Source organism: Micromonospora sp. D93 (genome assembly GCF_018070365.1).
In the GTDB taxonomy this organism is placed as follows: Bacteria; Actinomycetota; Actinomycetes; order Mycobacteriales; family Micromonosporaceae; genus Micromonospora; species Micromonospora ureilytica.
Map to the genome: position 1 here is coordinate 60,591 of NZ_JAGPXW010000018.1, position 23,983 is coordinate 84,573.

Consider the following 23,983-nt stretch of genomic DNA (forward strand, 5'->3'; position numbering starts at 1 on the left):
CCCATCGGCGCGAACCCCGGAGGCCCGAACGAATCAGCGCCCGCGCGTCACGGGTGGCTGGTGAGATAGCCGCCCATGGTGCGGAAGTACTCCGCCGCGGTCAGCTCGGTGCCGTCGTCCAGGCGGACCCGCTCGATCGCGAGACCGCGGCTCTTGCCGCGGCGGGCCTCGGCGCCAGCCACGATGACGACGGCGTCACCCTCGCGGATGAAGATGCGACCAGGCGTACCGCCGTAGTTGCCCTGCGAGACGGACGCGGCGGTGATGCGCAGTCGCTGTCCCTTGTGGAACGCGTACGCGTTCGGGTACGGGTCGGACTGCGCCCGGACCAGCCGGTCCAGCTCCTCCGCCGACCAGGTCCAGTCGATGCGGTTGTCCTCGTCGGACCGCTTGTGGAAGAAGCTGGCCTTCGAACGGTCCTGCGGCGTCCAATCGGTCTTGCCGGAGGCGATCAGCGCGAGACCGTCGACGGTGATCGGCCCGAACAGCTCCAGCGTCTTGTGGAAGAGATCGGTGGTGGTGTCGCGTGGGCCGACCGGGACCGACCGCTGCAACACGACGTTTCCGGCATCCAGCTCCGCATCCATCATGTGCGCGGTCACCCCGACCTCCTTCTCGCCGTTGATCAGAGCCCAGATCAACGGCGAGAAGCCCGCGTACGCGGGAAGTAACGAGTCGTGCACGTTGAGCGTGCCCCGGCGGGGCAACTCGAAGATCTGCGGTGGGATCCAGGTACGCCAGTTGGTCGCCACGATGACGTCCGGATCGGCCTTCTCCAGCGGGACCAGCAGGTCGTCGTCGGGCCGGTCACGGACCTCGACTGGAACGCCGTGCGCCGCCGCGAGGTCGGCGACCGAGTCGCTCCAGATCCGCTCGTACGCGTGGTCACTCGGCGGATGCGTGACCACGAGAGCGACCTCGTGCTCCGAGTCCAGCAGCGCTTGCAGGGTGCGATGCCCCCACGTCTGGTACCCGAACATGACTACCCGCACGGTTCCTCCTGGCCCATCCAACTCAGCAAAAGTTAGGTTAGTCTAACCTAGCTTCGCGCCGTCCCCGGGGGCGGCTCGTTCACGTGCAGGGTGTCGACCCGCTCGACCTGACGATGAGGACTGCCGATGTCACAGGCCGCTCCGTACGGCGCAATTCCGGTCATCGACCTGCTGGGAATCGGCTTCGGTCCGTCCAATCTGGCCCTGGCGGTCGCTGTTCACGAGCACAACCGCAGCGGCGGCGCGACGGACCCGGTCACCGCCGTGTTCCTGGAGCGCCAAGCCCGTTTCGGCTGGCACCGCGGCATGCTTCTGTCGGACGCGACCATGCAGGTGTCCTTCCTCAAGGACCTGGTCACGCTGCGTAACCCCACCAGTGAGTTCAGCTTCCTGTGCTACCTGCAGGACCAGGGACGACTCATCGACTTCGTCAACCACAAGAGCTTCTTCCCGCTGCGCGTCGAGTTCCACGACTACCTCGAGTGGGCCGCGGCCAAGGTCGGCGACATGGTGCACTACGGCCAGGACGTCACAAAGGTCGTCCCGGTGCTCCGCGACGGCGTCGTCGAGGCGTTCGACGTGCTGGTCTGCCACAGCGGCGGCGCCAGCTCGTACCGCGCCCGCAATCTCGTCATCGCGACCGGGCTGCAACCGCAGACCCCGGCCGGCGTGGAGATCTCCGACCAGATCTGGCACAGCCGCGACCTCCTGACCAACATCGACCGGCTCGACGGCACCGACCCGTCCCGGGTCGTCGTGGTGGGCGCCGGCCAGAGTGCCGCCGAGGTCACCGCGTTCCTGCACGAGCGGTTCCCGAACACCGAGGTCTGCGGTGTGTTCTCCCGCTACGGCTACAGCCCGGCCGACGACAGCTCGTTCGCCAACCGCATCTTCGACCCGGCCGCCGTGGACGATTACTTCACCGCGCCGTCCGAGGTCAAGACGATGCTGATGAACTACCACCGCAACACGAACTACGCGGTCGTCGACGCCGAACTCATCGAGGACCTCTATCGGCGCTCCTACCAGGAGAAGGTAAACGGCGTCCAGCGGCTGCGCCTGCTCAACATGTCCCGCCTGACCGGAGCCCGCCAACACGACGGCAGGGTGGCGGTGAGCGTCGAGACGCTGACCACCGGCGAGGTGTCGGTCCTCGACGCCGACGTCCTGATCTGCGCCACCGGCTACCAGCCGGTCGACCCGTTCCCGCTGCTCGACGACGCCGCCCGGTACTACCACCGGGACGAATTCGGCCGGGCCGTGGTGCAACGCGACTACCGCATCCGGGCCGACGCGTCCGTGTTGGCCAACGTCTACCTGCAGGGAGGCACCGAACACTCCCACGGCATCACTGCCTCCCTGCTGTCCAACGCTGCCGTACGCGCCGGCGAGATTCTCGGCTCCATCGTCGGCCACCTCGGCGACGCGCGCCCGATGGCCAACCGCGTCGCGGTGAGCGCGGGCGTTCCGGACTGACGGCGCAGCCCCCGTCGATCGCCCGGCAACTGCGCCTGGCCGACGTGGCGTCGCTGCTATTCGGCGTCGGTGACGATGACGAGGTTGGCCATGTCGACGACCGGCCGGTAGCCGAGGGCGGCGTAGATCTTGTTCGAGGTCGGGTTGGCCTGGTCGGTGAACAGGCAGACCCGCGCACCCTCGGCCTGGATTCGCCGGGAAACCTCGGCGACCGCGTTGCTGGCCCAACCACGCCCGCGCTGGGCCGGCGGTGTGTACACCGGGCCCACGCGGGCCACCCCGAACGCCGGTGGGTTGGCGCCGGTGAGGTGCACCGGCTCGCCGGTCTCGTCGACCCAGAACCACAGCCGTCCGGTGTGGAGTCGGCGCAGCATCTCCGCGTGGTCGGGCACGTCGTGCGCGCTGGCACCGCGCGGGCGGCCCGCCTGTTCGTCGGCGTCGCCCACGAACGCGGCGAACCACTCCGTGACCAGTCCCACGTCGTCCTCGCTCGCGGCCACCAGGCCGCCACGGACAGGTGGCGGCCAGGCCAGCTCGCCGAGTTCGTGCAGTCGTGTGTGCTGGGTGACCTGGACCCGACCCCCGCCGAGCCGGGTCAGCTCGGCGGCGCACAGCTCAACGGCGGGCAGGGCCCCGTTGACCGCGAGGACCTCCTCACCGCGCTCATGCAACGCGTGGGCCAGCGCAACGGCCGCCTCGTCGGGCATGGGCAGCAGGAAGGGCGGGTAGGGGGCGTACGGCGCCGAGCGCATCCCCGCGCCGACCACGGCACCCGAGTCGTCGCTGACCACCAGCCACCAGTTGCGGTCGGGCTGCGAGATTCCCTCGGACCGCTGCGACAACACCCGGTGCGCGATGGTGGTCACCACAGTGCTGACGACCGGATCGGCGCCCAGGTAGTCACCCGCAGCGGCCAGGAACTCTTCCGGATCGGTGTAGAACCGCAGCCGCAGGCCGGCCATCGGGAGGATGCTCATCTGCGTACGCTAGCCACCGTCGACCACGTCGACACCCGAATTTTGCACGGCGGAGAACCTGCGAACCCTGAGCCAGCCGGCGCGCGCTGCCGCGCGGAGAGGCGCCGGGTCCGGCCTTCACCGTCGTCCTGAGGCTCGGGTACGAGACCTCGACGCCGTTGAAGGCCGGGCGCCGTCGTGCGTCAGCGGCCCTGCAGGCGCTTCACGTTGTCGCCGAAGGTCCATCCCTTCGACCCGTCCCAGTTAGCCGACCAGGTCATCAGGCCCTTGAGGCCGGGCACGGAGTTCCATGCCTGCGTGACCAACGACGTCGACAGGTAGCCGCCGCCCGCCCCGTTCTGCGCGGGCAGGCCCGGGACCTGCTTGTCGTACGGCACACGGATGGTGGTGCCCTGAATGGTGAGGCCGTTGTTCAGGCACTGCGTCTGCACCGTGAAGCCCTGCACGGTGCCCGCCGGGTACGAGTCGCCGGCGCAGCCGTACATGCTGCCGTTGTAGTACTGCATGTTCAGCCACCAGAGCCGGCCGTTGTCCACGTACTTCTTGATGATCGGCAGGTACGAGCCCCAGATCGAGCCGTAGACCACGCTGCCACCGGTGACGTAGGCCGTCTCCGGCGCCATGGTCAGGCCGAAGTTCGACGGCATCCGGGCCAGCACACCGTCGATGATCCGGATCAGGTTGGCCTGCGACGTGGACAGGGTGTTGATGTTGCCGCTGCCGGTCAGGCCGGTCTCGATGTCGATGTCGATGCCGTCGAAGTGGTAGGCCGTCAGGATCGGCACGATCGTCGCGATGAACCGGTCGGCGACCGCGGCGGAACTCAGGTCGATGCCCGCGGCGGCCCCGCCGATCGACATCAGGATGGTGGCGCCGGCCGCTTTGGCCTGGCACATCTCGGCCGGGGTCGCCACCTTCACGCCAGCGTCCATGCCGTTCTCCCAGAGGACGGTGCCGTCCGAGCGGATGACCGGGAACGCCGCGTTGATCACGTTGTAGCCGTGCTGGGTGAGCCGGCTGTCGGTGATCGGGATCCAGCCGAGGCCGGGGTGTACGCCGTTGGAGGCGCCGTCCCAGTTCTCCCAGTAGCCCTGCAACACCTTGCCGGTGGGCCGCGACTTCACCGCGCAGGTCCCACCGGTCGGCGGCGGCGTGGTGGGGGGAGGTGTGGTCGGTGGTGGGGTGGTGGGCGGCGGAGTGCTACCCGAGCACGCGCCCAGGTCACGCCACAGCGACGGAGTCGCGGCGGGGTTCCAGCCGGCGCCGGGGTGCGCGGTGTGGGTGACCAGTGCCTGGTATTGCCTGCCGCTGTAGGTGACCTGGGCGCCCGCCTGGTAGGTGGGGCCCTCGGACCAGCCCGGGGCGGTGCAGGCGACCATCGGGGCGGCGTTGGCCGAGGACACGGCCGCCATGCTGCTGGGGACGAAGGCGACGGCGGCCGCGACGGTCATCGCCGCCCCGGCTACCACTGCGAAAATTCGACGGCTTCTCATGGCTCACTCCCCAGGCTTCGACGACCCGCGACCTCCACATATTGACGTTCGTGAAGTTTAATATCAAGGGTTGTTTACAGATCCGGGGAAGTTGGGGGTGCCGAGGCCGGGGCGCCTCCCTGGGTTCCCTACTTGGAGCGTGGGCCTCGTCTATCTGGCGCCGCACCTCATGAACCGACGCAGTGCATCGAGTGTCGCCGGGGCGAGCACGTCGGGATTGGCGGGATCGGTCAGATCGTGAGCCACGCCCGGTAGCACGATTCGGCCGGGCCCGCTGGTGTGCGCCCGCTCCAGCGCTACCGCCAGCTGCGTGGTCGTGTGGCACGGGACCTGCTGGTCGATGGTTCCGCAGGTGAGCAGGGCAGGGGTCCGAGGCGGTAGCCGGTGTGCGACCGAGACAGGGTTGATGGCGTCGATGGTTTCCACGTACCGCCGACTGGGACCGGCGAGGGCCCGGAAGAGTGTGGCGAGCGCGGGCGGCATGGCGCTGGTGTCGGGCGGGCGGTGCGCCCGGAGATCGGCAACGGCCTGGTCGACGGCGCGGCCGATGGTGAGTTGCTCCTGCCGGCTCAGCTGGCCTGCGGCGACGGCGGCGGCGAGCTGGTCGTGCAGTTGCTGGGCGAGCACGTCGAGGAACCGTCTCGCCAGGGGTTGCAACAGCCCGACTCCGGCCGCGCGGGGTTCGGCGGTGACCGCGACCCGCAGTGCCGTCAGTGCGCCTTCGCTGTGACCGATCAGGCGTACCGCTCGCCGGTTGACCTCGGGCTGGCCGGCGAGTAGCCGGTACGCGGCATCGGCTTGGCGGACGAAGGCGGGGTAGTCGAGCGTCTCGGGCCGTCCGGTGTAGGCGCCCAGCCCGGTCCGGCCCGTGCCGTACTTGTCGAAGCGCAGGCTGACGACTCCGTCACCCGCCAGCGCCCCGGCAAGTTTGGCCAGGGTGTGCGGGGTGAGCGCGGGCGGCTGGTCGCCGTTGCGGTCGGTGGGACCGCTGCCGGGCAGCAACAACACGGCAGGCATCTTCTGCCCCCGGCGGTGGGCGGGGATGTGCAGGGTGCCGTACGTGATGGTCCCGTCGACGGTGAAGGTGATCTCACGGTCCGCGGCCGGCGTGGCTGGCCTGGCCTGCGCGGCGGTGGCGGTGGCGGGAAGGGACCCTGCGGCGATGCTGCCGACCATGACGGTGCCGACCGCGACCCTCCGTGCGATCCGGCGGACGGTCCGCGGCACCCGGCCGATCGAGATCATCGCCGGACCGCCTGCTCGATCAGGGCGACCGTGGCGGCCGGGTCGGCGACCTCCACGACCAGGCGGGCGTAGTCCTCGTCCGCGAGTTCGATGACGACGGCGCGGGCACCGTCACGAATGTTCCAGAAGATGCGTTCACCGTCCTGGTGGAAGGTGCCGGCCGTGATCACACCGGGCAGGCTCGTTCCCGGTGCGCGCAGGCCCTTGGGTTCGGCGGCGATGCCCGGGTCGGCGGTGGCGCCGCGGACGTTGGCCAACGGGATCACCATGCGGCTCTTGAGCGACCACAACCTGTCCATACCTTCGATCTGCACGACGAGGTCGTCGCCATCGATGAGGACATTGGCCATGAATACGGTCCTTTCGTCAGCCCCGGCGGCACCGGCTGCGGGGCGTGGTGGGGCACCGGCGCGCGCAGCGCTGGGCGGGGTGGTCGGGTGAGCACAGGGCTACCAAGGGTCGGCCGATGCCGGAGCGGCACGGATCCGCAGCCGCTCGCCCAGTAGCACGTCCAGCGCGGTCGAGCGAGGGTCGTCGGCGGGGGTCGTCGACGCCCGTTGCAGGGCCTGATCAAGCGCCTGCCACGCCTTGGCCACGAGGGTGGCTACCTCGACGTCGTTGGGGGCGCGTTCGACCGCGGCCAGCAACAGCAGATCGAGCGCGGAGCCGTCGGCGACTGCCGCGTCGGCGGCGAGTTGCTCGGTCAGCGACGGTAGGCGGTGCTCGAGGTGCCACCGCAGGGCGGCGAGATACAGACCTCGCTTGCTGCCGAAGGTCTTGTACAGACTGTTGCGGTGCACGCCCAGCTGTTGGACGAGGTCGTCGACGGACACCCCGTCGTAGGCCCGGACGGCGAACAGCTCCGCTGCCGCGGCCGTCACGGCCTGTTCGTCGAAACCCCTCGGGCGTCCCATGTCGAGAACCCTAAATTATTTGGGAACGACCAGTCAAGAACAATCGTTCCTAATCTGCGCGGGTGCTCCGCTGCCGCTGGACGAGGACGGTGAGATCGTCGCGCCGGATGGCGGCGACTGGCCTGGGCAATCGGGCGACAAGCGCTCGGGCGGTGAGCAAGCTGTCCGTCGAAGATCGCTCTGCCAACCGGCGCGCGGGTTGGCCAGGCGGGACGGATCGCGTGGCGGCTGGCCACGCCGGCCTGTCTGCCTGTCTGCCTGTCTGGCGAGGGCGACGTTCCTGACGCGGCAGTAGCCCTGCGGCACCCACCGTCTCCGCGCGATGCCTGCTGGGCGCTTGACGGTAGGGACCGCGCCGATATAATTCATCAAACCGGGATGTCACCAGATGAGGAAAGCCCTTCGTTCGGCACGAGCACACCCGTCGAGCCGGCCCGCCGTTCGAGCAGCGTGGAGGCTACGTGTCCACTATAGATTCGCCGCTGGCGGCCGGGAGGAATGATTTGCCCGCGCACGGCACCGGTTGGGTCGACGACGTCCTGCTGGCCGGGCCGGGCAGCGAAACCTGCCTCGTCCTCGGCGTACCGATCACCAGGGCGCAGCTGCGCGCCGAGGTGACCTCCCGGCAGGCCCGGCTCACCGACGCCGGCCTGCGTCCGGGCGGCGCGATTGTGCTGCGCCTGCCCTCCTCGCTGGCATACGTGGCCAACCTTCTCGCCGCCTGGCGGATCGGCGCCCAGGTGACGCTGCTGGACCACAGACTGTCACGCGGCGAGGTGGAGCGGGCGCTCGAACGCGTCGGCGCGCAGTTCCTCGTGCAACCCGCCGCGGCGGTGGTCGCTCCGCTGCGCGGCTTCGTCACAGTCGACGAGACGGTCGTCGCACTCCCGGCCGGGCGACCCGCGCCGACATCGCACGCGCTCATCCAGCTGAGTTCCGGGTCCACCGGTCCGTCGAAGGTCATCGGCCGCACCGTCGACGATCTCGTCGCCGAGATCGAGCGCTACACACGCATCGACGGCGTGCCCCGGCCCGGCGAGCGGCTCGTGCTGCTCGCGTCGATGGCGCACGTGCTCGGCCTGGTCGGCGGCCTGCTCTACGCGCTGCACGCCCGTGTCAGGCTCACGCTGCCCGAACGGATGACCGTGGGTGGGGTGCTGGGCGCCATCACGGCGGAATCGACGCCGACCACGGTGATCGGTGTTCCGGTCCACCTCGAGATGCTGATGGCCGGCCGCCCCGACGGGCCGCTGTCGCAGTTCGTGCGGATGACCACGGCGGGCGAGCTGGTCCGGCCCGGGGTCCGGGAGCGTTTCGCGACCTGCTACGACACCGTGCTGGCCAACATGTACGGGATGACCGAGGTCGGCGTCATCGCCACCGACCTGTTCGGCGAACACCGGCCCGGGGTCCGCCCGGCGCCCGGGATCGACGTACGGGTCGTCGACGGTGAGCTTCAGGTGCGCCGACCCGTCACACCGTACGTGGGGCTCGTCGACGAGAGCCGCTGGTCCGACGGCTGGCTGCGCACCCGTGACGCCGCCTCGCTCGACCCCGTGACGGGCCTGGTCACGATCCGCGGTCGCCTCGACTCGCAGGTCTCCATCGGGGGCCTCAAGGTCGACCTGACCGAGGTCGAACAAGCCATCCTCGACCTGCCCGGCGTCACCGAGGTGGTGGTGACGTTCGACGGCGGTGCCATCGAGGCCTACACGGCGGTGGAGAAGCCGTGGACCGGGCCGGAGCTCGACGCCGCGCTGGAGGACGTGCTGGCCCCGTACAAGCGACCGCTGCGGTGGCAACTCCTGGAGCGTCTGCCGCGTACGTCCAGCGGCAAGGTCGTGCGTGACGTGGCGGTGCTGCGCAGTGCGTCGGCCGGGCCGACGCCGTCATGATGCCCCTGCACGGGACGCGTGCGGCGCAGCTGCCGACCGGCCCCGGCCGTCATGGCGCGGTCGCCTCCCGGGGGTCGGTGATCAGCCGGATGCCGTCGGCAGCGCCGTCGTGGAGCAGCCTGTCCTGCCCGGCCACCGCCAGCACCAGGCCGCCGGAGAGCACACCGCAGGCCACCCCGGCCGTGCTGCCGGGCACGGGGCGTAACGGCAGCGAGCCCAGCGGGTCCGGCCAGACGGGCGGCAGCACCAGCGGCTGCCGTAGACCGCCGCCGCGCAGGCCGGTGCCGCGTGCCTTGCCGATGGCCTCCTTCTGCGTCCACAGCCACAGGAACGCGCTGGTGTGCAGCGCCGCCGGCCGGTCGGTCAGCCAGTCGGCGTCGGCCGCCGTCATCCAGCGCCGGGCCAACGCCTCACCCGGCAGGGCGCGCTCGCGCTCGACGTCCACACCGACCTCCGTGACCGCAGACACGGCCACCGCGACCACGCCGCGTCCGTGGCTGATGCTCGCGTGCAACCCTCGCGCCGCGCCGGTGAGCCTCGGCCGGCCGGTCTGGTCCCGTGCCACGGCGACCTCGCCTGCCGGCACGCCGAGCACGTCGGCGGCGGTGTCGACCAGATATCCCGACGCCCGATCCCTGGGGTCGCCGGTGACCCTCGCAATCCGCACCACGACCCATTCCATGGGAGGAGTCAAGCAATGTCAGATGAGGTTCGCCAGTCCATCATCGATGCGCTGGCCCAGATGAACTACGACGTCGACGACGTCAACGGGACCACAGTGCTCGGCCCCGCCGGGCTCGACCTGGAGTCGCTGGCCGTCGCCGAACTCGCCGTCCGGGTGGAGGACACCTTCGGAGTCAAGTTCACTGATGAGGAGTTGGAGAAGCTGGCCGACCTGACGCTCGATCGGTTCGCCGCCGAGGTGGCCGGGCGTGCGGAGCCGGCGTTGAGCGCACCTGCCGCGCCGGCTGCTACGGCGGAGTGACGGTGGGCGGCAGCGATCGCCGCGACGAGATCCTGTCGATCCTCGCCGCCGTGGGTTACCGGACAGTCGACGCCTCGCGCGAGCGCATCGACTCGCTGGAGCTCGCCCGGCTGGTCCACGAGCTTGAGCGGCGCTACGGCATCGACCTGGACCTGGACGACGACGAGTTGGCGGCCATGTCCACGGTGTCCGGTGCGGCGGAGCTCCTCGGCCGCCTTACCCTGACGGCGGCGGAGCCCGAGTGACCTGCTCACCTGTTCTGGTCACCGGGCTGGGCCTGCTGACGGCCCACGGCCGTGGCGCCGCGCGGCTACTGGCGGCGGTGTTGGCCGGGGAGCCCGCGTTCAGCGAGGTTCGCCGCTTCGACCCGGGCCGCAGCCGGGTGCGGGCGGCGGCGACGCTGGCCGACGCGGGCGACCTGACCGCCGAATTGGTCGCCGTGGTGGCGGATGCCTGCGACGACGCCGGGTTGGCGCACCGTCGAGCGGAGTGCCAGTTGTTCTTCGCCACCGGCACGGGCACCACAGTGGTCCGTTCCGGCGGGCAGGGCAACGGGCCGGCCGAACTGGCGGCCGCCGTGGCCCGGCGGTCGGGGCTTTCCGGCGTCGCGCGGGTCTACACGTCGGCATGCGTGGCGGGCAGCACGGCGCTGGCCGAGGCCGCCTCGATGATTGCCCGGGGCCGCTGCGAACGCGCCGTGGTCGCCGGGGGCTTCCTCGTCGACGCCGACCACCAGGCCCTGTTCGACGCCGGCCGGGCGCTGGCCGACGACGGCGCCGTACGGCCGTTCAGTAAGGACCGGCGGGGGATGCTGCTGGGCGACGGGATCGTCGCCGTGGTGCTGGAGTCGGCGGCCGGCACCCGGGGTCGGGGCGATCGGGTGCGGTCCCGGCTGGCCGGCTGGGCCCGGGCTGGAGACGCGTACCACGTCTGCCAGCCCGACCCGGGCGGCGCCGGGTTGGCGTCGGCCATCCGGGCCGGCCTGGCCCGGGCCGGGGTGACGCCGGAGGAGGTGGCCTACGTCAACGCCAATGGCACCGGCACGATGCGCGCCGACGCCGCCGAGAGCAGCGCCCTGCGCACCGGCCTCGGCGCCGTGGCGGGGTCGGTCGCGGTCAGCTCGACCAAGTCCGTTCACGGGCACGCCCTGGAGGCGTCCGGTCTGCTCGAGTTCGCGGTCACCGCACTGGCCCTCGACGCGGGACAGCTGCCGGTCAACGCCGGCTTCCGGGCGGCGGATCCGCAATGCCCGGTACAGGTGGTCCGCGAGCCCAGCCCGATGGTGGGCCGGTACGCCCTGAGCTGCAACCTCGCCTTCGGCGGCGCGAACACCGCGCTGGTGCTGGGGGCGGTGTGACCGGCCTCGACACCGACCGTGGTGCGCTTCACGAGCTGGCCCGCGCGGCGTGGCCCGAGCCCGGCGACGCTGGCCCACCGCCGCCGATCCGCGGCTTTGTCGCCTCGCCGTTCGCCCCGCTCGTCGCGGCCGTCGCCGGTCGCTGCCTGCACCGGCGCACCGGAGTCGGGCCGGCTGGGCAGACCGCTGTCGTCCTGGTCAGCGCGTACGCCGACCAGGCGACGGCGGCGGCGGTCGTCGCGGAGGTGGACGCTGGCCGCCGGGTGTCGCCGATGTACTTCTTCCAATCCGTGCCGAACTCGATCCTCGGCCACGTCGCCACCGAATGGGCGTTGACCGGACCGGTCGTGTGCCTCAGCCCGGCCGGCGATCCACTTGGCGAGGGCCGGGCGGTGGCCGAGGGCCTGTTCGCCGATGGAGACGCGGCCGAGGCGCTGGTGATCATCGTCGAGCACGGCGCCGACCCGGCCAAGCCCTCCGGCGCTACCGCCGTGCTGCTGAGGCCGGACAACCAGACGACCAGGCCGCCGACCGGCGGCGGACAGGGCGGTTGACATGACCGGATCGACCAGAGTCTCGGCCACCATCACCGGCATCGGGCTGGTGACGCCCGTCGGGCGGGGCGTGGCGGACTTCTTCGGGGCGATCTGCACCGGACGCTCCGGGCTGGTGCGCCCACCCGACGGGCACGGCGCGGCCGGTGCCACGGAGGCGGTCGGGATCGCCCCGGACATCGACCCCACCACAGTGCTGCCGCGCAACGAGGTGCTGGGCGCCGACCGATTCCTGATCATGGCGTTGGCCGCCGCCGACGACGCGATGCGCGACGCCGCGCTGGAGGTCGGCCGCGATGTCGACCCGCTGCGGATCGCCGTTGTCGTCTCCAGCGGAGCGGGCGGCCTCACCACCTATGAGGCGCAGGCCAAGGCCCGGGAGGAGCGCGGCCGCACCGCGGTGAGCGCGTACCTCTACCCAGGCTTCCTCCCCAACATGGCGGCCGCCCGTATCGCCATCAGGTACGGCATCCAGGGCTACAGCTCCTGCATCGCCACCGCCTGCGCGGCCGGCGCCCACGCGGTGGCCGAGGCGCTGCGGCTCATCCGGGCCGGCGACGCGGACGTGGTCGTGTGCGGCGGTGCCGAGTCACCACTCGGGCCGACCGGCACCGCCGGTTTCGCCAATGCCCGGGCGCTGGCCACCGGCTGGCCCGACCCGACGGAGGCGAGCCGCCCGTTCGACCGACGACGTAACGGCTTCGTGCTCGGCGAGGGTGCCGGGATCATGGTCGTCGAGCGCGCCGGACACGCGGACGCGCGGGGGGTGGCCGGCTATGCCGACATCATCGGGTGGGGAGCCACTACCGACGCCTTCCACCCCACGTCGCCGCGGGCGGACGGCGCCGGCGCCGCGCAGAGCATGCGTCGGGCGGTCGCCGACGCCGGCGTCGAGGCTACCGACGTCGGTTACATCAACGCCCATGGCACGAGCACCAAGCGGGGCGACGTGGCCGAGACCCGGGCCATCCACACCGCATTCGGTGCGCACGCCCCCGCGGTCAGCTCCACCAAGGGCGTGACCGGCCACCTGCTGGGTGGCGCCGGAGCCGTGGAAGCGGCAGCCACCGCCCTGACGATGACCTACGGGCTGCTGCCGCCGACCCACAACCTCGACGAGCCGGACCCGGCCTGCGACCTCGACCACGTGCGGGATAAGGCGCGCCCGGCTCGGCCCCGCGCGGCCCTGTCCAACTCCTTCGCGTTCGGCGGACACAACGTCAGCCTGATGTTCGGCCCGCCGTCCACGACGCGGGCCCGGGAGGCGGACGCGGCGCCGGCGGTCACCACAACGGACCAACGATGAGAGGAGCGCGATGACAACGACGGAATTCACGCTGACCGACGCGGAACGGGCCGCGCTGCCCACCGACGAAGACGTGCGGTCGTACGCGGAGCGGGGCTGGTACCTGAGCCAGAAGCTCCTCACCGACGACGAGGTCGACACGCTCGTCGAGGCCAGCGAACGGTTCTACGCGGGTCACCGCGACCGGCGGCTGCCCAGCCGGCCGGCGAAGCTCGCCTACTGGGAGCCGGAGCACGGCGACGTGCAGCGGCACAACGACTACGTGCACTACGAGAGCGACGAGATCGCCGCGATCCTGCGCAAGCCGATCATCGGCGCGGTCGCGGCCCGGCTGGCGGAAGCGGCCGAGATCCGGGTGTTCCAGAGCACGCTCATCCTCAAGCCGCCGAGCCCCGGCGAGCCGAGCAACATCGTGCCCTGGCACTTCGACCGCCACTACTGGCAGACCTGCACCTCCGAGCGGATGCTCACCGCCTTCATCCCGATGCACGAGTGCACCGAGGAGATGGGCACCATCACGATGGTCGACGGCAGCCACGCCTGGAAGGAGATCGGCGGGGACGACAAGACGACGAGGCACTTCGCCGAGCGGAATCGTTCCGAGCTGGAGGACCTGCTCGTCCGCAACGCGGAGTACAACGGCGCGCAGGTGAACAAGATCCCCATGCACATCCCCAAGGGGCACATGAGCTTCCACCACTGCCGCACGTACCACGGCAGCGGGGCCAACCGCAGCTCGCGCCCCCGGCGCGCCATCTCGTTGCACCTGCAGGACGGCGACAACCGGTACCGGCAATTCCGCCGCTCGGACGGCGACCTCGTCGTCTACAACCACGATTCCCTGGTGCGCCGTGACGAGGCGGGTCTGGCCGACTACAGCGATCCGCAGTTCTGCCCGGTGCTGTGGCAGTCCCCAACCGCCTCGGACGAGACGGCATGACGACCGGCACGCCCCGGCTCGCGGCGGTTGCGCGGGACCGGGGCGATGTCCGGCGCGACCCGTTGCTGTGGCCAGAGGAGTGCCTGTTCGCGGTGGCCCTCACGCTCGTCGCCGGGCTGGCCGTGGCCACCGGCGCGTTCTCGTGGGCGCTGGGTGGCGCGTTGGCCGTGGTGGTCGCCGGGCTCCTGGCCGCGTTCACGCTGTCGCGCCGCCGGCGTACACAGTCGTTGGGGTCGGTGGGGCTCGACGGGCCGGCGCGGTCGGGCGGCCCGGCGAGGTTGGCCAGGCTCGTCGGCGGGGCGGCCAGGACGGGGGTGCCGTTCCTGGCCTGCGTGGTGATCTACACGAGCCTGCGCACCATCACCCCGCAGCTCGACCTTCCGCTTGCCGATCCGGCGTTGATCGAGTTCGACCGGGCCGTCTTCGGCGGTGACGTCAGCCGTTGGGTCAACGACACCCTCGGCTCACCCGCACTGACGCTGTTCATGGTGATCTGTTACCTGAGCTACGGCGTGTCCCAGGGGGCGTACGCCCTGACCACGTACCTGCGGGGCCGGGTGAGGGAGTATCACGGCTTCGCACTCGCGATTTCCATCACCGCTGTCGTCGGCTACTCCGGCTACGTGCTGGTGCCGGGGGTCGGTCCGCACATCTACCAGACCGACACGTACGCCGACCCGCTCCCCGGCCAGGAGGGGTCGATCGGGGGCGCGCTGGACGCCATCACCGCGGTCCAAGGCCCGGCGCGGGACCTCTTTCCCAGCCTGCACACCGCCATGACCGTGGTGTTGATGGTGTACCTGTGGCGCGACGCCCGTCGGTTGTTCTGGTGGTATCTGCCGGTCGGCCTGGGGCTGCTGCTGTCCACGCTGTACCTGCGTAAGCACTACGCCGTCGACCTGCTGGCCGGGATAGCGCTCGCGGCACTGGCGGTGGTGGTGTCCGGGCGGGTCAACCGCTGGTGGTACCGGCCTCGGGTCGACGGCCCGGCCGAAGCAGCTCGGTCATTCGCGCCGTCAGCGTCGCGATGACCTGCGGATGGTCGAGAAGGAAGTGCCCGGCATCGGCAACGGTCAGGTCGAAGCGGTCGACCGTCTCCTGCTGCCAGGTCAGCGAGCCCGCGGCGTCGGCCATCCGGTCGTGTCGGCCCACCACGGCGGCGATCGGGCATGGCAACGCCGGCCGGGGCGGGCGGGCGTAGGTCTCTGCCAGTCGGAGGTCGGTGCGCAGCACGGGCAGGGCGAGCCGCATCAGCGCCGGTTCGGCGAGGACTTCGGCCGGGGTGCCGCCGAGGCGCCGCAACGACTCGATGAGCCGGTCGTCGTCCAGCATGTGCAGGGGGCGGTGCGCGAGACCGGCGGCGGGTCCGTTGCGTCCCGCGACGATCAGCAGCGCCGGGCCCGGGCCGGTTCGTGGCAGCGTCGCCGCCACCTCGTACGCCAGGAGGGCGCCGAAGCTGTGCCCGACCAGCGCGTACGGACCGGACACGCGGCCGTGCAGCGTTTCGCACGCCGCGGCCACCAGCTGGGGCCAGTCGTCGATCGCCGGCTCCTGTCGGCGGGTGCCGTGCCCGGGCAGGTCCACCGGCTCGACAGTCACTCCGGCCGGAAGCCATCGCCTCCACCTGGTGAAATACGAGGCCGACCCGCCGGCGGCCGGGAAGCCGAACACCGTCAGCGACGGCAGCCCGGCCGGGCCCTTATGCAGGGCGCCATCCCCAGCCGAGGCGTGATCTATCAGCATTGACATCTCGCTTCTCGTCCGATGTACTTCAACATACAGGGAAATCATCAGGCGGGGAATCGCCGTTGCAGTTCGCCAGACGGATGAGCGTGGGGGGTGCCGTGGGGATGCGCCGCGACCGTCGCTCGGCCTCCCGGGTGGGCGGGACCGACATCGCCGTGGTGGGCGTCGGTTGCCGGTTCCCCGGCGACGTGGACGACCTGGACTCGCTCTGGCGCGTTCTGCAGGAGGGGCGAGACGTCACCGGCCGGGTCCCGGCCGGGCGGCCCGGCGCCGCCTCGCTCGACACGGTCGGCGTCGGCGGATTCCTGCCCGACATCGACAGGTTCGACGCCGAGTTCTTCGGCGTCTCGCCACGCGAAGCCCGCGAGATAGACCCGCAACAGCGTCTCCTCCTGACGCTCGCCTGGCAGGCCATGGAGCACAGCGGCGTGCCGCTGGCGACCTGGTCCGGCAGCAACACCGGGGTCTACTTCGGCATTCTGGCGATGGACTACGCGGTCCTGCACGCCCGCACCCTCGGCGTCGACCAGGTTGGCGCGCACTACGCCAGCGGCAAGGAGTTCAGCTTCGGCTCCGGGCGGGTGTCGTACACGTTCGGCCTGAACGGGCCGTGCATGACCCTGACCGCCGCCTGCGCGTCCTCGCTGCTGGCGGTGCACCTCGCCGCCCGCGCCCTGGTGGCCGGCGACTGTGACACCGCGCTGGCCGGTGGGGTGAACCTGATGGTCGGGCCGGAGCTCACCCTCTATATGCGACAGATTCAGGCCCTGTCGCCGCAGGGGCTCTGCCGACCATTCGACGCGGCGGCCGACGGCGTGGTGCGCGGCGAGGGCGGCGCCGTGGTCGTCCTCAAGCGATACGCGGACGCGGTCGCCGACGGCGACCAGATCTGGGGTGTGATCAAGGGGAGCGCGACGAACCACGACGGCCGCAGCGCAGGTCTGACCGCGCCCAGCGCCGTCGCCCAGGAGCAGTTGTTGCGCAGCGCGCTCCGCGATGCCGGCGTGGCGCCCGCGGAGGTCGGCTACGTCGAGGCCCACAGCACCGGCACACCGCTGGGCGACCCGATCGAGCTCAGCGCGCTGGCGGCGGTCTTCGGCCCGGAGCGTCCACCGGAGCGCCCGCTACTCATCGGCTCGCACAAGGCCAACTTCGGCCACCTCGACTCCGCCGCCGGCATCCTCGGGTTGCTCAAGGGCCTTCTGGTCGCCCGCACCGGCATGGTGCCGCCGCAGATCAAGCTGGCCCAGCAGACGCCCCGGTTCGGCTGGTCCGGCTCCGGCCTGGCCGTCCCCACCGCCCCTACGGCGCTGCCCCATGCCGCCCAACACCTGACCGGCGTCAGTGCGTTCGGCCTGTCCGGCAGCAACGTCCACGTCGTGCTCGCCGCGCCCGACCAGGACCGGCCGGCGCCGGCGCCGGCGCCCGTCCGGTGGCCGGTTCTGGTGTTGTCCGGTCCCACCGAATCGGCCCTGGCGGACCAGGTCACGCGGCACGCGGAGCTGCTCGACGACAGTTCGGTGGCCGAGCCCGACCAGCTCGGCGACCTGCTGTTCAGCGCTGGCGCCCGGCGCAGCCACCACACGCACCGGCTCGCGGTGACCGGCGCGACGGCCGCCGACCTGCGCGCCACGTTGGCCCGGCACCAGGCCGGCGAGGCGTCCCCCACGACGGTCGCCGGGGAGCTGCTCCACGACGGGCCGGCGTACGTGGTGCACGTGTTCTCCGGCCAAGGCTCGCAATACCCGGGCATGGGGCTCGACCTCTACCGAGCAGACCCGACCATGCGCGCCACGCTCGACGAGTGCGATGCGCTGCTGCGGCGGATCGCCCGGTGGTCGCTCCTGGAGGAGCTGGGCCGCCGCACCGGCAGCCGGCTCGCCGACACCCGGTTCGCTCAGCCGGCGATCTTCGCGCTCCAGGTCGGGCTCTCCCGGCTCTGGGCACGGTGGGGTGTCCCGCCGGATTCGGTCGTCGGTCACAGCATGGGCGAGGTCGCCGCGGCCTGCGCCGCCGGCGCGCTGCCGCTGGAGGACGCGCTGCGCGTCATCGTGCTCCGCGGTGAGCTGCTGCAGCAGGCCGCCGGCAGCGGGCGGATGGCCGCCATCGCGCTGTCCGCCGACGAGGTCACCGCAGCCACCGAACGGCACGCCAGCGAGGTCGTGATCGCGGCTGTCAACGGGCCGCGCTCGGTAGTGGTCGCCGGCCCGGCAGCCGCCCTGGACCGGCTGCTCGCCGAGCTGACCGCCGCCGGGGTGCGGTGCGTGCCGCTGGCCGGTGACTACGCGTTCCACAGCCCGGCGGTTGCGGCGTACGGCGACGAGCTGGAGCGCCAGCTCGACGGTCTGACACCGGCCAACCCACGGGTGCCGATGCTGTCCAGCGTGGACCCGGCCGCCGGCCCGCCCGTGCCCGACTCGGCCTACTGGGGCCGCAACGTGCGCGAACCCGTGCTGTTCTGGCCGGCGGTCGACCGGCTGCTGGCCCGGCGTCCGGTGGTCTTCCTGGAGCTGGGCCCGCACCCGGTGCTGACCGGGCCACTGAGCGCCTCACTCGCGGCCCGCTCCCGTCCGGGCGCGGCGATCGGCACGCTGGCCCGGGGCCGGTCGCCGGCGGAGAGCATGACGCGTGCCCTCGCTGAGGCGTACGTGGCCGGTGTCGCCGTCGACTGGGCGGCTGTGCACGGCGAGGGCCGGCGGTACGTGCCGCTGCCGCCGGTGCGGTTGGCCGGCGAAAAGTACTGGCTGCCAAGCCCGCCGATCCAGAACGGGGCATCCGTCGCCCAGGCGTCACCGGATGCCGTGCGGGTGGGCTCCCAGGGGCCCGCCGACTCCGGGCCTGGTGCCCGTGGGCTGGCCGGCCTGACGCTCGGCGAGCTGCGGGCCGAGGTCCGCCTCATCGCGCCGGACGGCACCGTCGTACAGACGCTGGCCGGGGTCGGTGCGCCCGCGGTCGCCACGCGCAACGGCGGCGGCAATGGTAGCCGGGACAGCAGAGCCGTCGGCGACGGGCACGTCGCCGGCGCGGACGCCAACCGCGCGGGTGCGACAAGCGGCGACGCCGGTGGCGGTGTCGGCAACGGCGGTCGTGCGGCCACCAACGGAAACCGCCCCCGCGCTGGCACGCCGTCGGAGCGGGAGCGGATCGCCGCCCTGGTCAACGACGCGGCCGCCGAGGCCCTGGGGTACGAGCCCGGCCGGCGCCTGGCGCGCGGGCGTGGGTTCTTCGAGCTGGGCATGGACTCGCTCGCCCTGGTCGCTCTCGTCAGTCGGCTCGAACGCGACCTGGGGGCGGTCCTCGGCGCCGCCGTCGGCATCGAACACCCGACCATCGACGCCCTCACCGACCATCTCCTCGCCGAGGCCCTCCCGGCTGAGCCACCGCTTCAGCCTGAGCCACCGCTTCAGCCTGGACCACCGCTTCAGCCTGGACCACCGCTTCAGCCTGGACCACCGCTTCAGCCCGGGTCGCCGCCGACCCGCGATGCGGTTGTCGCGCCGGCGGCTGGAGCACTCGCCGCCCTCGCCACGTCGGAGACGCCTGGTCCGACCTCGGCCGTCGCACGTGGGTCGGCCGAACCGGTGGCCATCGTGGGCATCGGTTGCCGACTGCCGCAGGCCGACGGCCCCGAGCAGTTCTGGCAGCTGCTCTCCGACGGCGTCGACGCCACCGGCGACGTGCCGGCGGACCGGTGGGACGCCGAGGCGCTGCTCGGCGCCGGGCCCGGGGCGCCCGGCACGGTGGTCACCCGTCGCGGCGGCTTCCTGGACCGGATCGACCTGTTCGACAACGCGTTCTTCCGAATCTCGGCTCGCGAGGCCCGCGCCATGGATCCGCAACAGCGCCTCTTCCTGGAGGTGGCGTGGGAGGCACTCGAGGACGCGGGGATCACGCTGGAGCACCGGCGCGCCGCCCGCGTCGGCGTGTTCGTCGGCATGAACACCACCGACTACCAGCAACTGCTCACCCGGCGCGCCCGGGACGTCGACCTCTACTACGGCACGGGCAACTCCTTCAGCGGAACGGCCGGCCGGTTGTCGTACTTCCTGGACGTACGCGGCCCGAGCCTGGCGATCGACACGGCGTGCTCGTCCTCGCTGGTCGCGGTGCACCTGGCCGTGCAGAGCCTGCGCGCGGGCGAGGCCGACGTCGCGCTCGCCGGCGGCGTCAACGTGATGGTCGGGCCCACCGTCCACCTGGCCATGTCGGCCGCGGGCGCGTTGTCGCCCGACGGTCGCTGCAAGACCTTTGACGCCGGCGCCGACGGTTACGGGCGCGGTGAGGGCGCCGGCGTGGTGGTGCTCAAGCCGCTCGCTCGGGCCGAGCGCGACGGCGACCGGATCTACGCCGTGATACGCGGCAGCGCGGTCAACCACAACGGCGCCAGCGGCGGCCTGACCGTGCCCGGTGGCGAGGCTCAGGAGGAGCTGATCCGGTCGGCGCTTGCCGTGGGCGGCGTCGCCGCGTCGGACGTGGACTACCTGGAGGCGCACGGCACCGGCACGGTGCTCGGCGACGCCGTGGAGGTGCGCGCTATCGCCCGCGCGCTCGGCGGCGGACGCCAGCCGGACCGGCCGCTGCTGGTTGGGTCCGTCAAGACGAACATCGGCCACCTGGAGGCGGCCGCCGGCATCGCCGGGCTGATCAAGACCGCGTTGGCGCTGCGGCACGGTGAGCTGCCCGCGCACCTGCACGTTTCCCAGCCCACGAAGCAGGTGGACTGGGCGCGGCTGCCGGTCCGGATCACCACGTCGACGACGCCGTGGCCGGCCACCGGCGGGCGACCCCGGGTCGCCGGCGTGAGCGCGTTCGGGTTCACCGGGACCAACGCCCACGTGGTTCTCAGCGGGCCATCGACCCGGGCGTCGTCGGCGAACGGTGCCGGGCGTCCGACGTCGGGTGCCGGTCCGACGTCGAGGGCCGGCGCGATCATCTCCGGCCGGGCCCACCTACTGGTGCTGTCGGCCGCCGGGGACGGCGCCCTGGCCGCCGCGCGGGACGGCTTCGCCCGGGCGCTGTCCGCGCCGGCCGACGCCGACATCGGCGACATCTGCTACGCCGCGGCGGCCCGCCGCGCTCACCTGGACCACCGGCTGGCGGTGGTCGGCCACGGGGCCGCCGAACTCGCCGCGGGGCTGTCCGGCGGCCCGAGCGCACACCAGGGCGTGGCCCAGGGCGACGCCGCGCGCCTGATGATCGTGTACGGCGACCGGGTGGCCGTGGACTGGCGTGCTCTGGAACGGGACGAGCCGGCATTCCGCGGCGCGTTGGACGCACTCGACGACGGCGGCGGGGTGCGCGCGGCGCTGGCCGCCAACGGCGCGGAGCGGGGCGAGCCCGTCGCCGTGCTGGCGATCCAACTCGCTCTCGCTGCCGTCTGGGAGGCGTACGGGCTGCGGCCCGACGCGGTTGCCGGCCGGGGCGTCGGTGAGTTGGCGGCAGCCTGCGCGGCTGGTGCGCTGGACCAGGCGCAGGCGATCCGAGCGACGCTCGACGGCGCGACGGTCACCGTGGCGCCGCCCGTGGACAGTCCGGCGGCACCTGTGCTGTGGCTGGCCTCGGTGGGCGGGCCGCTGTCCGGTCCGCACCCGCTGACGGCGCGGACACCGGCGTTCGATTGGGATGCGCTGTCCGTGTCACTCGCGGCGGCGGGGGAGTACGAGCTGCTCGCGGTCGCCGGTGGGCCGGACGCTGCGGCCGTCACCGCGAAGCGGCAGCCGGGCCTCGCTGCCGTCGGGGCGGACCTGAACCGCCCCGAGGGATTCCTGGACGCCGTCGCCGGGCTGCACGTGCGCGGGGTCGGCATCCACTGGGAGACGCTGTTCGGCCGCCGCCCGTACCGGGCGGTGCTGCCGCGCTACCCGTGGCAGCGTCGCCGGCACTGGGCGGACGCGCCGGGCCAGACGGCGTCGCCGGCACCCGCCGGGACACCTGCGGCCGTGGTGCGGACCGCATCCGTGACCACTGCCCCGGCTGCCACCACCGCTGCGGCTGTCCCCGCTGTCTCGGCTGTCGCTGTCTCGGCCGTCGCGCTCGAGGCTGTCGAGGTGACATCCGGCGGTCCCGTCGGCGCGGTCCTGCCCGACGACGTCCGGGACCGCTGTGCGGCGCGGATGTTCACTGTCCGGTGGTGCCACGTCTCGCCGCCCGCCGCAGGCCCGGTCGGGAGGTGGCTCGTCGTCCCGCTCACGGGCGCGTCCGTCGAGGCGGGTCGCCGGGTGGCCGACGCTCTGCGGCTCGGTGGTGCCGAGGTGACCTGGCAGCCAGCGTCCGCCGGCTCCGACCGCGACCGGGTTGCTGGCGCGTCGGCCGCCGGCGTGCCTGAGGCCGACGGGCCGTGGGACGAGGTTCCGCCGGAGCACGGGATCGTGCTGGTCGCGGCAGCGGTACCCGGCAGCGTGCCGGGCGACGTCCTGGCCGCGCGTGTGTTGCGGGCGGCCCGTCAGCTGCGCACCGGGCTGGACGTGGCGCCCGGGCGGCTGCGCGTCGTCACGGCCGGGGCGCACCAGCCGACCGGCTCCGGGGAGGTCGACCCGGCGCAGGCGGCGGTGTGGGCCGCCGGGCGGGTGCTCGCGATGGAGGCGGCGCCCGGGTGGGGCGGTCTGGTCGACATCGACCCGCACGCACTCGGCACCGAGCCGGGTCAGGCGGGTGCCGAGCCGGGCCAGACAGGTGCCGAGCCCGGCTGGGCCGCCGGCGACGCGGCCGAACTGGCCGGGGCCCTGACGGCGTCGCGCGCTTCCGCCACCGAGCCCGCCGAGGACGAGCTGTGCCTGCGCGACGGCACCTGGTACGCCCCCCGGCTGTCCTCGGCGGACCCGGTGCCCGCCGCGCTGCCCGAGATCGACTGCGACCCGGACGCCTGGTATCTGGTGACCGACGCGCTGCACCCCGCCAGCCGGCCGTTCGTCGACGTGCTCCTGCGCCGTGGCCTGCGCCGGCTGATCGTCGGAGAGACCGCGCCAGCCGACACCGCGCCAGCCGACACCGCGTCGCCCGACACCGCGCCCTCCCACGATGCCCGGCTCGGCGAGCTGGCGGCGGCCGGCGTGGCGGTACGACGAATCGACCTCACGGCGACAGACCTCACGGCGGCAGACCTCACCGCCGAACTGACGCCGGACGCGCTGGGCGCCCCGCTCGGTGGCGTGCTGCTGATCGGCTTGCCCGTGCCGGCGGCCCCGCTGGACACTGTCGACGCGGCTGCGGTGTCGGCGACCATGCGCTGGGCTGACCTCGTACACCGGCTGGACCTGGCGACCCGCGAACTCGCGCCGCGGCTGTTCTGCGTGACCGGGGCGGCGGCCGCGATCTGGGGGGCCACCGGAATGGCCGCGCGGGCCGCGGCCGAGGGCGCGGTCGACGCGGTGACCGCCGCCCGGGAGCGGGCCGGCCAGCCCGTCCAGGTGGTCCGGTTCATGCCCGGCGACGACCCCGCCCAGCTGTCCCGCCGGGACCGGATGGTGATGGTCGACAGCGGCCTGCGGCCGCTGGCCGGGGCGGACGTCGGCGAGGCCTTCGAGGTCGCTCTGCGAGCGGGCCTGACCCAGGTCACGGTCGCGGACGTCGACGGTCCGCGGTACGCGCGGGTGTGCCGAGAGCGGGCCTACCGCGCGTTCCTGGCCGAGGTCGGCACCGGATCGCAGGTGACCGGCGACCGAGCGGCGGAGGCCGCGCCGCCTGTCGCGCCGCTGACCGCCGTCGTGCTGGCGCTGCCGGCCGAGCAACGCGCCGAGCACCTGTTGGAGACGGTGCTCGACGCGGTGGCCGAGGTGCTGGGCGAGACGTCCGGGGTGGATGTCATGGCCAACCAGGGCTTCTTCGATCTCGGCATGGATTCGGTGATGTCTCTGAGCCTGCGCGGATGGCTCGAGCGGGCGCTGGGGGTCGCCCTGCCGGCGACGCTGACCTTCGAGTTCCCCAACGCGGCGGCGCTCACTGATCACCTCCTGACGCTGCTCGACCCGACGGCCGCTCCGGTTGGTGGCCCGCCGACCACCACGGCCCCGGGCGTGCTGGACGGGGCCGACGACGACCTGGCGGCGATGCCCGAGGACGAGCTGATCGCGCGGTTGTCGGCCGCGATAGCGGAGGGAGGCTGAG

The 23,983-nt window shown here is 72.6% G+C and carries 18 protein-coding genes; 10 read left to right on the forward strand and 8 right to left on the reverse strand.

Annotated features, from left to right (window positions below; translation table 11 throughout):
- Positions 1-47 precede the first annotated feature (47 nt).
- The gene (locus KBX71_RS20405; protein WP_196925817.1) at positions 48-992 is read right to left on the reverse strand and encodes a methionyl-tRNA formyltransferase; all 945 of its coding nucleotides are present in this window, start codon (positions 990-992) and stop codon (positions 48-50) included.
- Positions 993-1,118: 126 nt separating this feature from the next.
- Here KBX71_RS20405 and KBX71_RS20410 point away from each other — a divergent pair, with 126 nt between their 5' ends.
- Positions 1,119-2,468 (forward strand): lysine N(6)-hydroxylase/L-ornithine N(5)-oxygenase family protein, encoded by a 1,350-nt coding sequence (locus KBX71_RS20410; protein ID WP_210819607.1) that lies wholly within the window; start codon positions 1,119-1,121, stop codon positions 2,466-2,468.
- Between the two features lie 56 nt (positions 2,469-2,524).
- On the opposite strand, the gene KBX71_RS20415 is transcribed toward KBX71_RS20410, so the two are convergent.
- The 5 genes from KBX71_RS20415 to KBX71_RS20435 form a co-directional block, all read right to left on the reverse strand.
- Positions 2,525-3,445: a GNAT family N-acetyltransferase gene (locus KBX71_RS20415; RefSeq protein ID WP_247683816.1), complete on the reverse strand. Its 921-nt coding sequence runs from the start codon at positions 3,443-3,445 to the stop codon at positions 2,525-2,527.
- Between the two features lie 182 nt (positions 3,446-3,627).
- Entirely contained in the window at positions 3,628-4,938 is a 1,311-nt protein-coding gene (locus KBX71_RS20420; protein WP_210819608.1) for a carbohydrate-binding protein, read from the reverse strand.
- Between the two features lie 150 nt (positions 4,939-5,088).
- Entirely contained in the window at positions 5,089-6,183 is a 1,095-nt protein-coding gene (locus KBX71_RS20425; RefSeq protein ID WP_210819609.1) for a S9 family peptidase, read from the reverse strand.
- Entirely contained in the window at positions 6,180-6,533 is a 354-nt protein-coding gene (locus KBX71_RS20430) for a hypothetical protein (protein WP_210819610.1), read from the reverse strand. Before KBX71_RS20430 ends, KBX71_RS20425 begins: the two co-directional genes overlap by 4 nt.
- 99 nt (positions 6,534-6,632) lie before the next feature.
- Positions 6,633-7,097 (reverse strand): TetR/AcrR family transcriptional regulator, encoded by a 465-nt coding sequence (locus tag KBX71_RS20435; protein ID WP_210819611.1) that lies wholly within the window; start codon positions 7,095-7,097, stop codon positions 6,633-6,635.
- Between the two features lie 470 nt (positions 7,098-7,567).
- On the opposite strand from KBX71_RS20435, the gene KBX71_RS20440 reads away from it, so the two are divergent.
- The gene (locus KBX71_RS20440; RefSeq protein ID WP_307847209.1) at positions 7,568-8,992 is read left to right on the forward strand and encodes an AMP-binding protein; all 1,425 of its coding nucleotides are present in this window, start codon (positions 7,568-7,570) and stop codon (positions 8,990-8,992) included.
- A 49-nt stretch (positions 8,993-9,041) separates the two neighbouring features.
- Here KBX71_RS20440 and KBX71_RS20445 read toward each other — a convergent pair whose 3' ends face one another.
- A complete protein-coding gene (locus KBX71_RS20445) occupies positions 9,042-9,674 on the reverse strand; it encodes a 4'-phosphopantetheinyl transferase superfamily protein (RefSeq protein ID WP_210819612.1) in 633 nt (210 codons plus the stop codon).
- 15 nt (positions 9,675-9,689) lie between these two features.
- On the opposite strand from KBX71_RS20445, the gene KBX71_RS20450 reads away from it, so the two are divergent.
- From KBX71_RS20450 to KBX71_RS20480, 7 genes are read left to right on the forward strand one after another with little or no spacing between them, the layout of a single operon-like run.
- Positions 9,690-9,977 (forward strand): acyl carrier protein, encoded by a 288-nt coding sequence (locus KBX71_RS20450; protein ID WP_124822735.1) that lies wholly within the window; start codon positions 9,690-9,692, stop codon positions 9,975-9,977.
- 2 nt (positions 9,978-9,979) lie between these two features.
- Entirely contained in the window at positions 9,980-10,222 is a 243-nt protein-coding gene (locus tag KBX71_RS20455; protein ID WP_196925827.1) for a phosphopantetheine-binding protein, read from the forward strand.
- Positions 10,219-11,334 (forward strand): beta-ketoacyl synthase N-terminal-like domain-containing protein, encoded by a 1,116-nt coding sequence (locus KBX71_RS20460; RefSeq protein WP_210819613.1) that lies wholly within the window; start codon positions 10,219-10,221, stop codon positions 11,332-11,334. Before KBX71_RS20455 ends, KBX71_RS20460 begins: the two co-directional genes overlap by 4 nt.
- The gene (locus KBX71_RS20465) at positions 11,331-11,888 is read left to right on the forward strand and encodes a beta-ketoacyl synthase chain length factor (protein ID WP_307847200.1); all 558 of its coding nucleotides are present in this window, start codon (positions 11,331-11,333) and stop codon (positions 11,886-11,888) included. The genes KBX71_RS20460 and KBX71_RS20465 overlap by 4 nt, the downstream gene beginning before the upstream one ends.
- 1 nt (position 11,889) lies before the next feature.
- On the forward strand, positions 11,890-13,194 hold the full coding sequence (locus KBX71_RS20470) for a beta-ketoacyl synthase (RefSeq protein WP_210819615.1): 1,305 nt from the start codon (positions 11,890-11,892) through the stop codon (positions 13,192-13,194).
- Positions 13,195-13,204: 10 nt separating this feature from the next.
- Positions 13,205-14,134, forward strand: coding sequence for a phytanoyl-CoA dioxygenase family protein (locus tag KBX71_RS20475; RefSeq protein ID WP_210819616.1), 930 nt, complete (start codon positions 13,205-13,207; stop codon positions 14,132-14,134).
- A complete protein-coding gene (locus KBX71_RS20480; RefSeq protein ID WP_210819617.1) occupies positions 14,131-15,165 on the forward strand; it encodes a phosphatase PAP2 family protein in 1,035 nt (344 codons plus the stop codon). The genes KBX71_RS20475 and KBX71_RS20480 overlap by 4 nt, the downstream gene beginning before the upstream one ends.
- Here the strand turns inward: KBX71_RS20480 and KBX71_RS20485 are convergent.
- Positions 15,086-15,883 carry a thioesterase II family protein gene (locus KBX71_RS20485; protein WP_210819618.1) on the reverse strand — a complete coding sequence of 266 codons (798 nt, stop codon included), beginning with the start codon at positions 15,881-15,883 and terminating at the stop codon, positions 15,086-15,088. The genes KBX71_RS20480 and KBX71_RS20485 overlap by 80 nt on opposite strands.
- A gap of 101 nt (positions 15,884-15,984) precedes the next feature.
- On the opposite strand from KBX71_RS20485, the gene KBX71_RS20490 reads away from it, so the two are divergent.
- Positions 15,985-23,982, forward strand: a complete 7,998-nt coding sequence (locus KBX71_RS20490) for a type I polyketide synthase (protein ID WP_210819619.1) — start codon at positions 15,985-15,987, stop codon at positions 23,980-23,982.
- Position 23,983: the final 1 nt, after the last annotated feature.

Excerpts from the sequence above, each read along its gene's own strand:
- KBX71_RS20410 (WP_210819607.1), top strand. The coding sequence starts at position 1,119 with ATGTCACAGGCCGCTCCGTACGGCGCAATTCCGGTCATCGACCTGCTG.
- KBX71_RS20415 (WP_247683816.1), bottom strand. The coding sequence starts at position 3,445 with ATGAGCATCCTCCCGATGGCCGGCCTGCGGCTGCGGTTCTACACCGAT.
- KBX71_RS20420 (WP_210819608.1), bottom strand. The coding sequence starts at position 4,938 with ATGAGAAGCCGTCGAATTTTCGCAGTGGTAGCCGGGGCGGCGATGACC.
- KBX71_RS20425 (WP_210819609.1), bottom strand. The coding sequence starts at position 6,183 with ATGATCTCGATCGGCCGGGTGCCGCGGACCGTCCGCCGGATCGCACGG.
- KBX71_RS20430 (WP_210819610.1), bottom strand. The coding sequence starts at position 6,533 with ATGGCCAATGTCCTCATCGATGGCGACGACCTCGTCGTGCAGATCGAA.
- KBX71_RS20435 (WP_210819611.1), bottom strand. The coding sequence starts at position 7,097 with ATGGGACGCCCGAGGGGTTTCGACGAACAGGCCGTGACGGCCGCGGCA.
- KBX71_RS20445 (WP_210819612.1), bottom strand. The coding sequence starts at position 9,674 with ATGGAATGGGTCGTGGTGCGGATTGCGAGGGTCACCGGCGACCCCAGG.
- KBX71_RS20450 (WP_124822735.1), top strand. The coding sequence starts at position 9,690 with ATGTCAGATGAGGTTCGCCAGTCCATCATCGATGCGCTGGCCCAGATG.
- KBX71_RS20470 (WP_210819615.1), top strand. The coding sequence starts at position 11,890 with ATGACCGGATCGACCAGAGTCTCGGCCACCATCACCGGCATCGGGCTG.
- KBX71_RS20475 (WP_210819616.1), top strand. The coding sequence starts at position 13,205 with ATGACAACGACGGAATTCACGCTGACCGACGCGGAACGGGCCGCGCTG.
- KBX71_RS20480 (WP_210819617.1), top strand. The coding sequence starts at position 14,131 with ATGACGACCGGCACGCCCCGGCTCGCGGCGGTTGCGCGGGACCGGGGC.
- KBX71_RS20485 (WP_210819618.1), bottom strand. The coding sequence starts at position 15,883 with ATGTCAATGCTGATAGATCACGCCTCGGCTGGGGATGGCGCCCTGCAT.
- KBX71_RS20490 (WP_210819619.1), top strand. The coding sequence starts at position 15,985 with ATGCGCCGCGACCGTCGCTCGGCCTCCCGGGTGGGCGGGACCGACATC.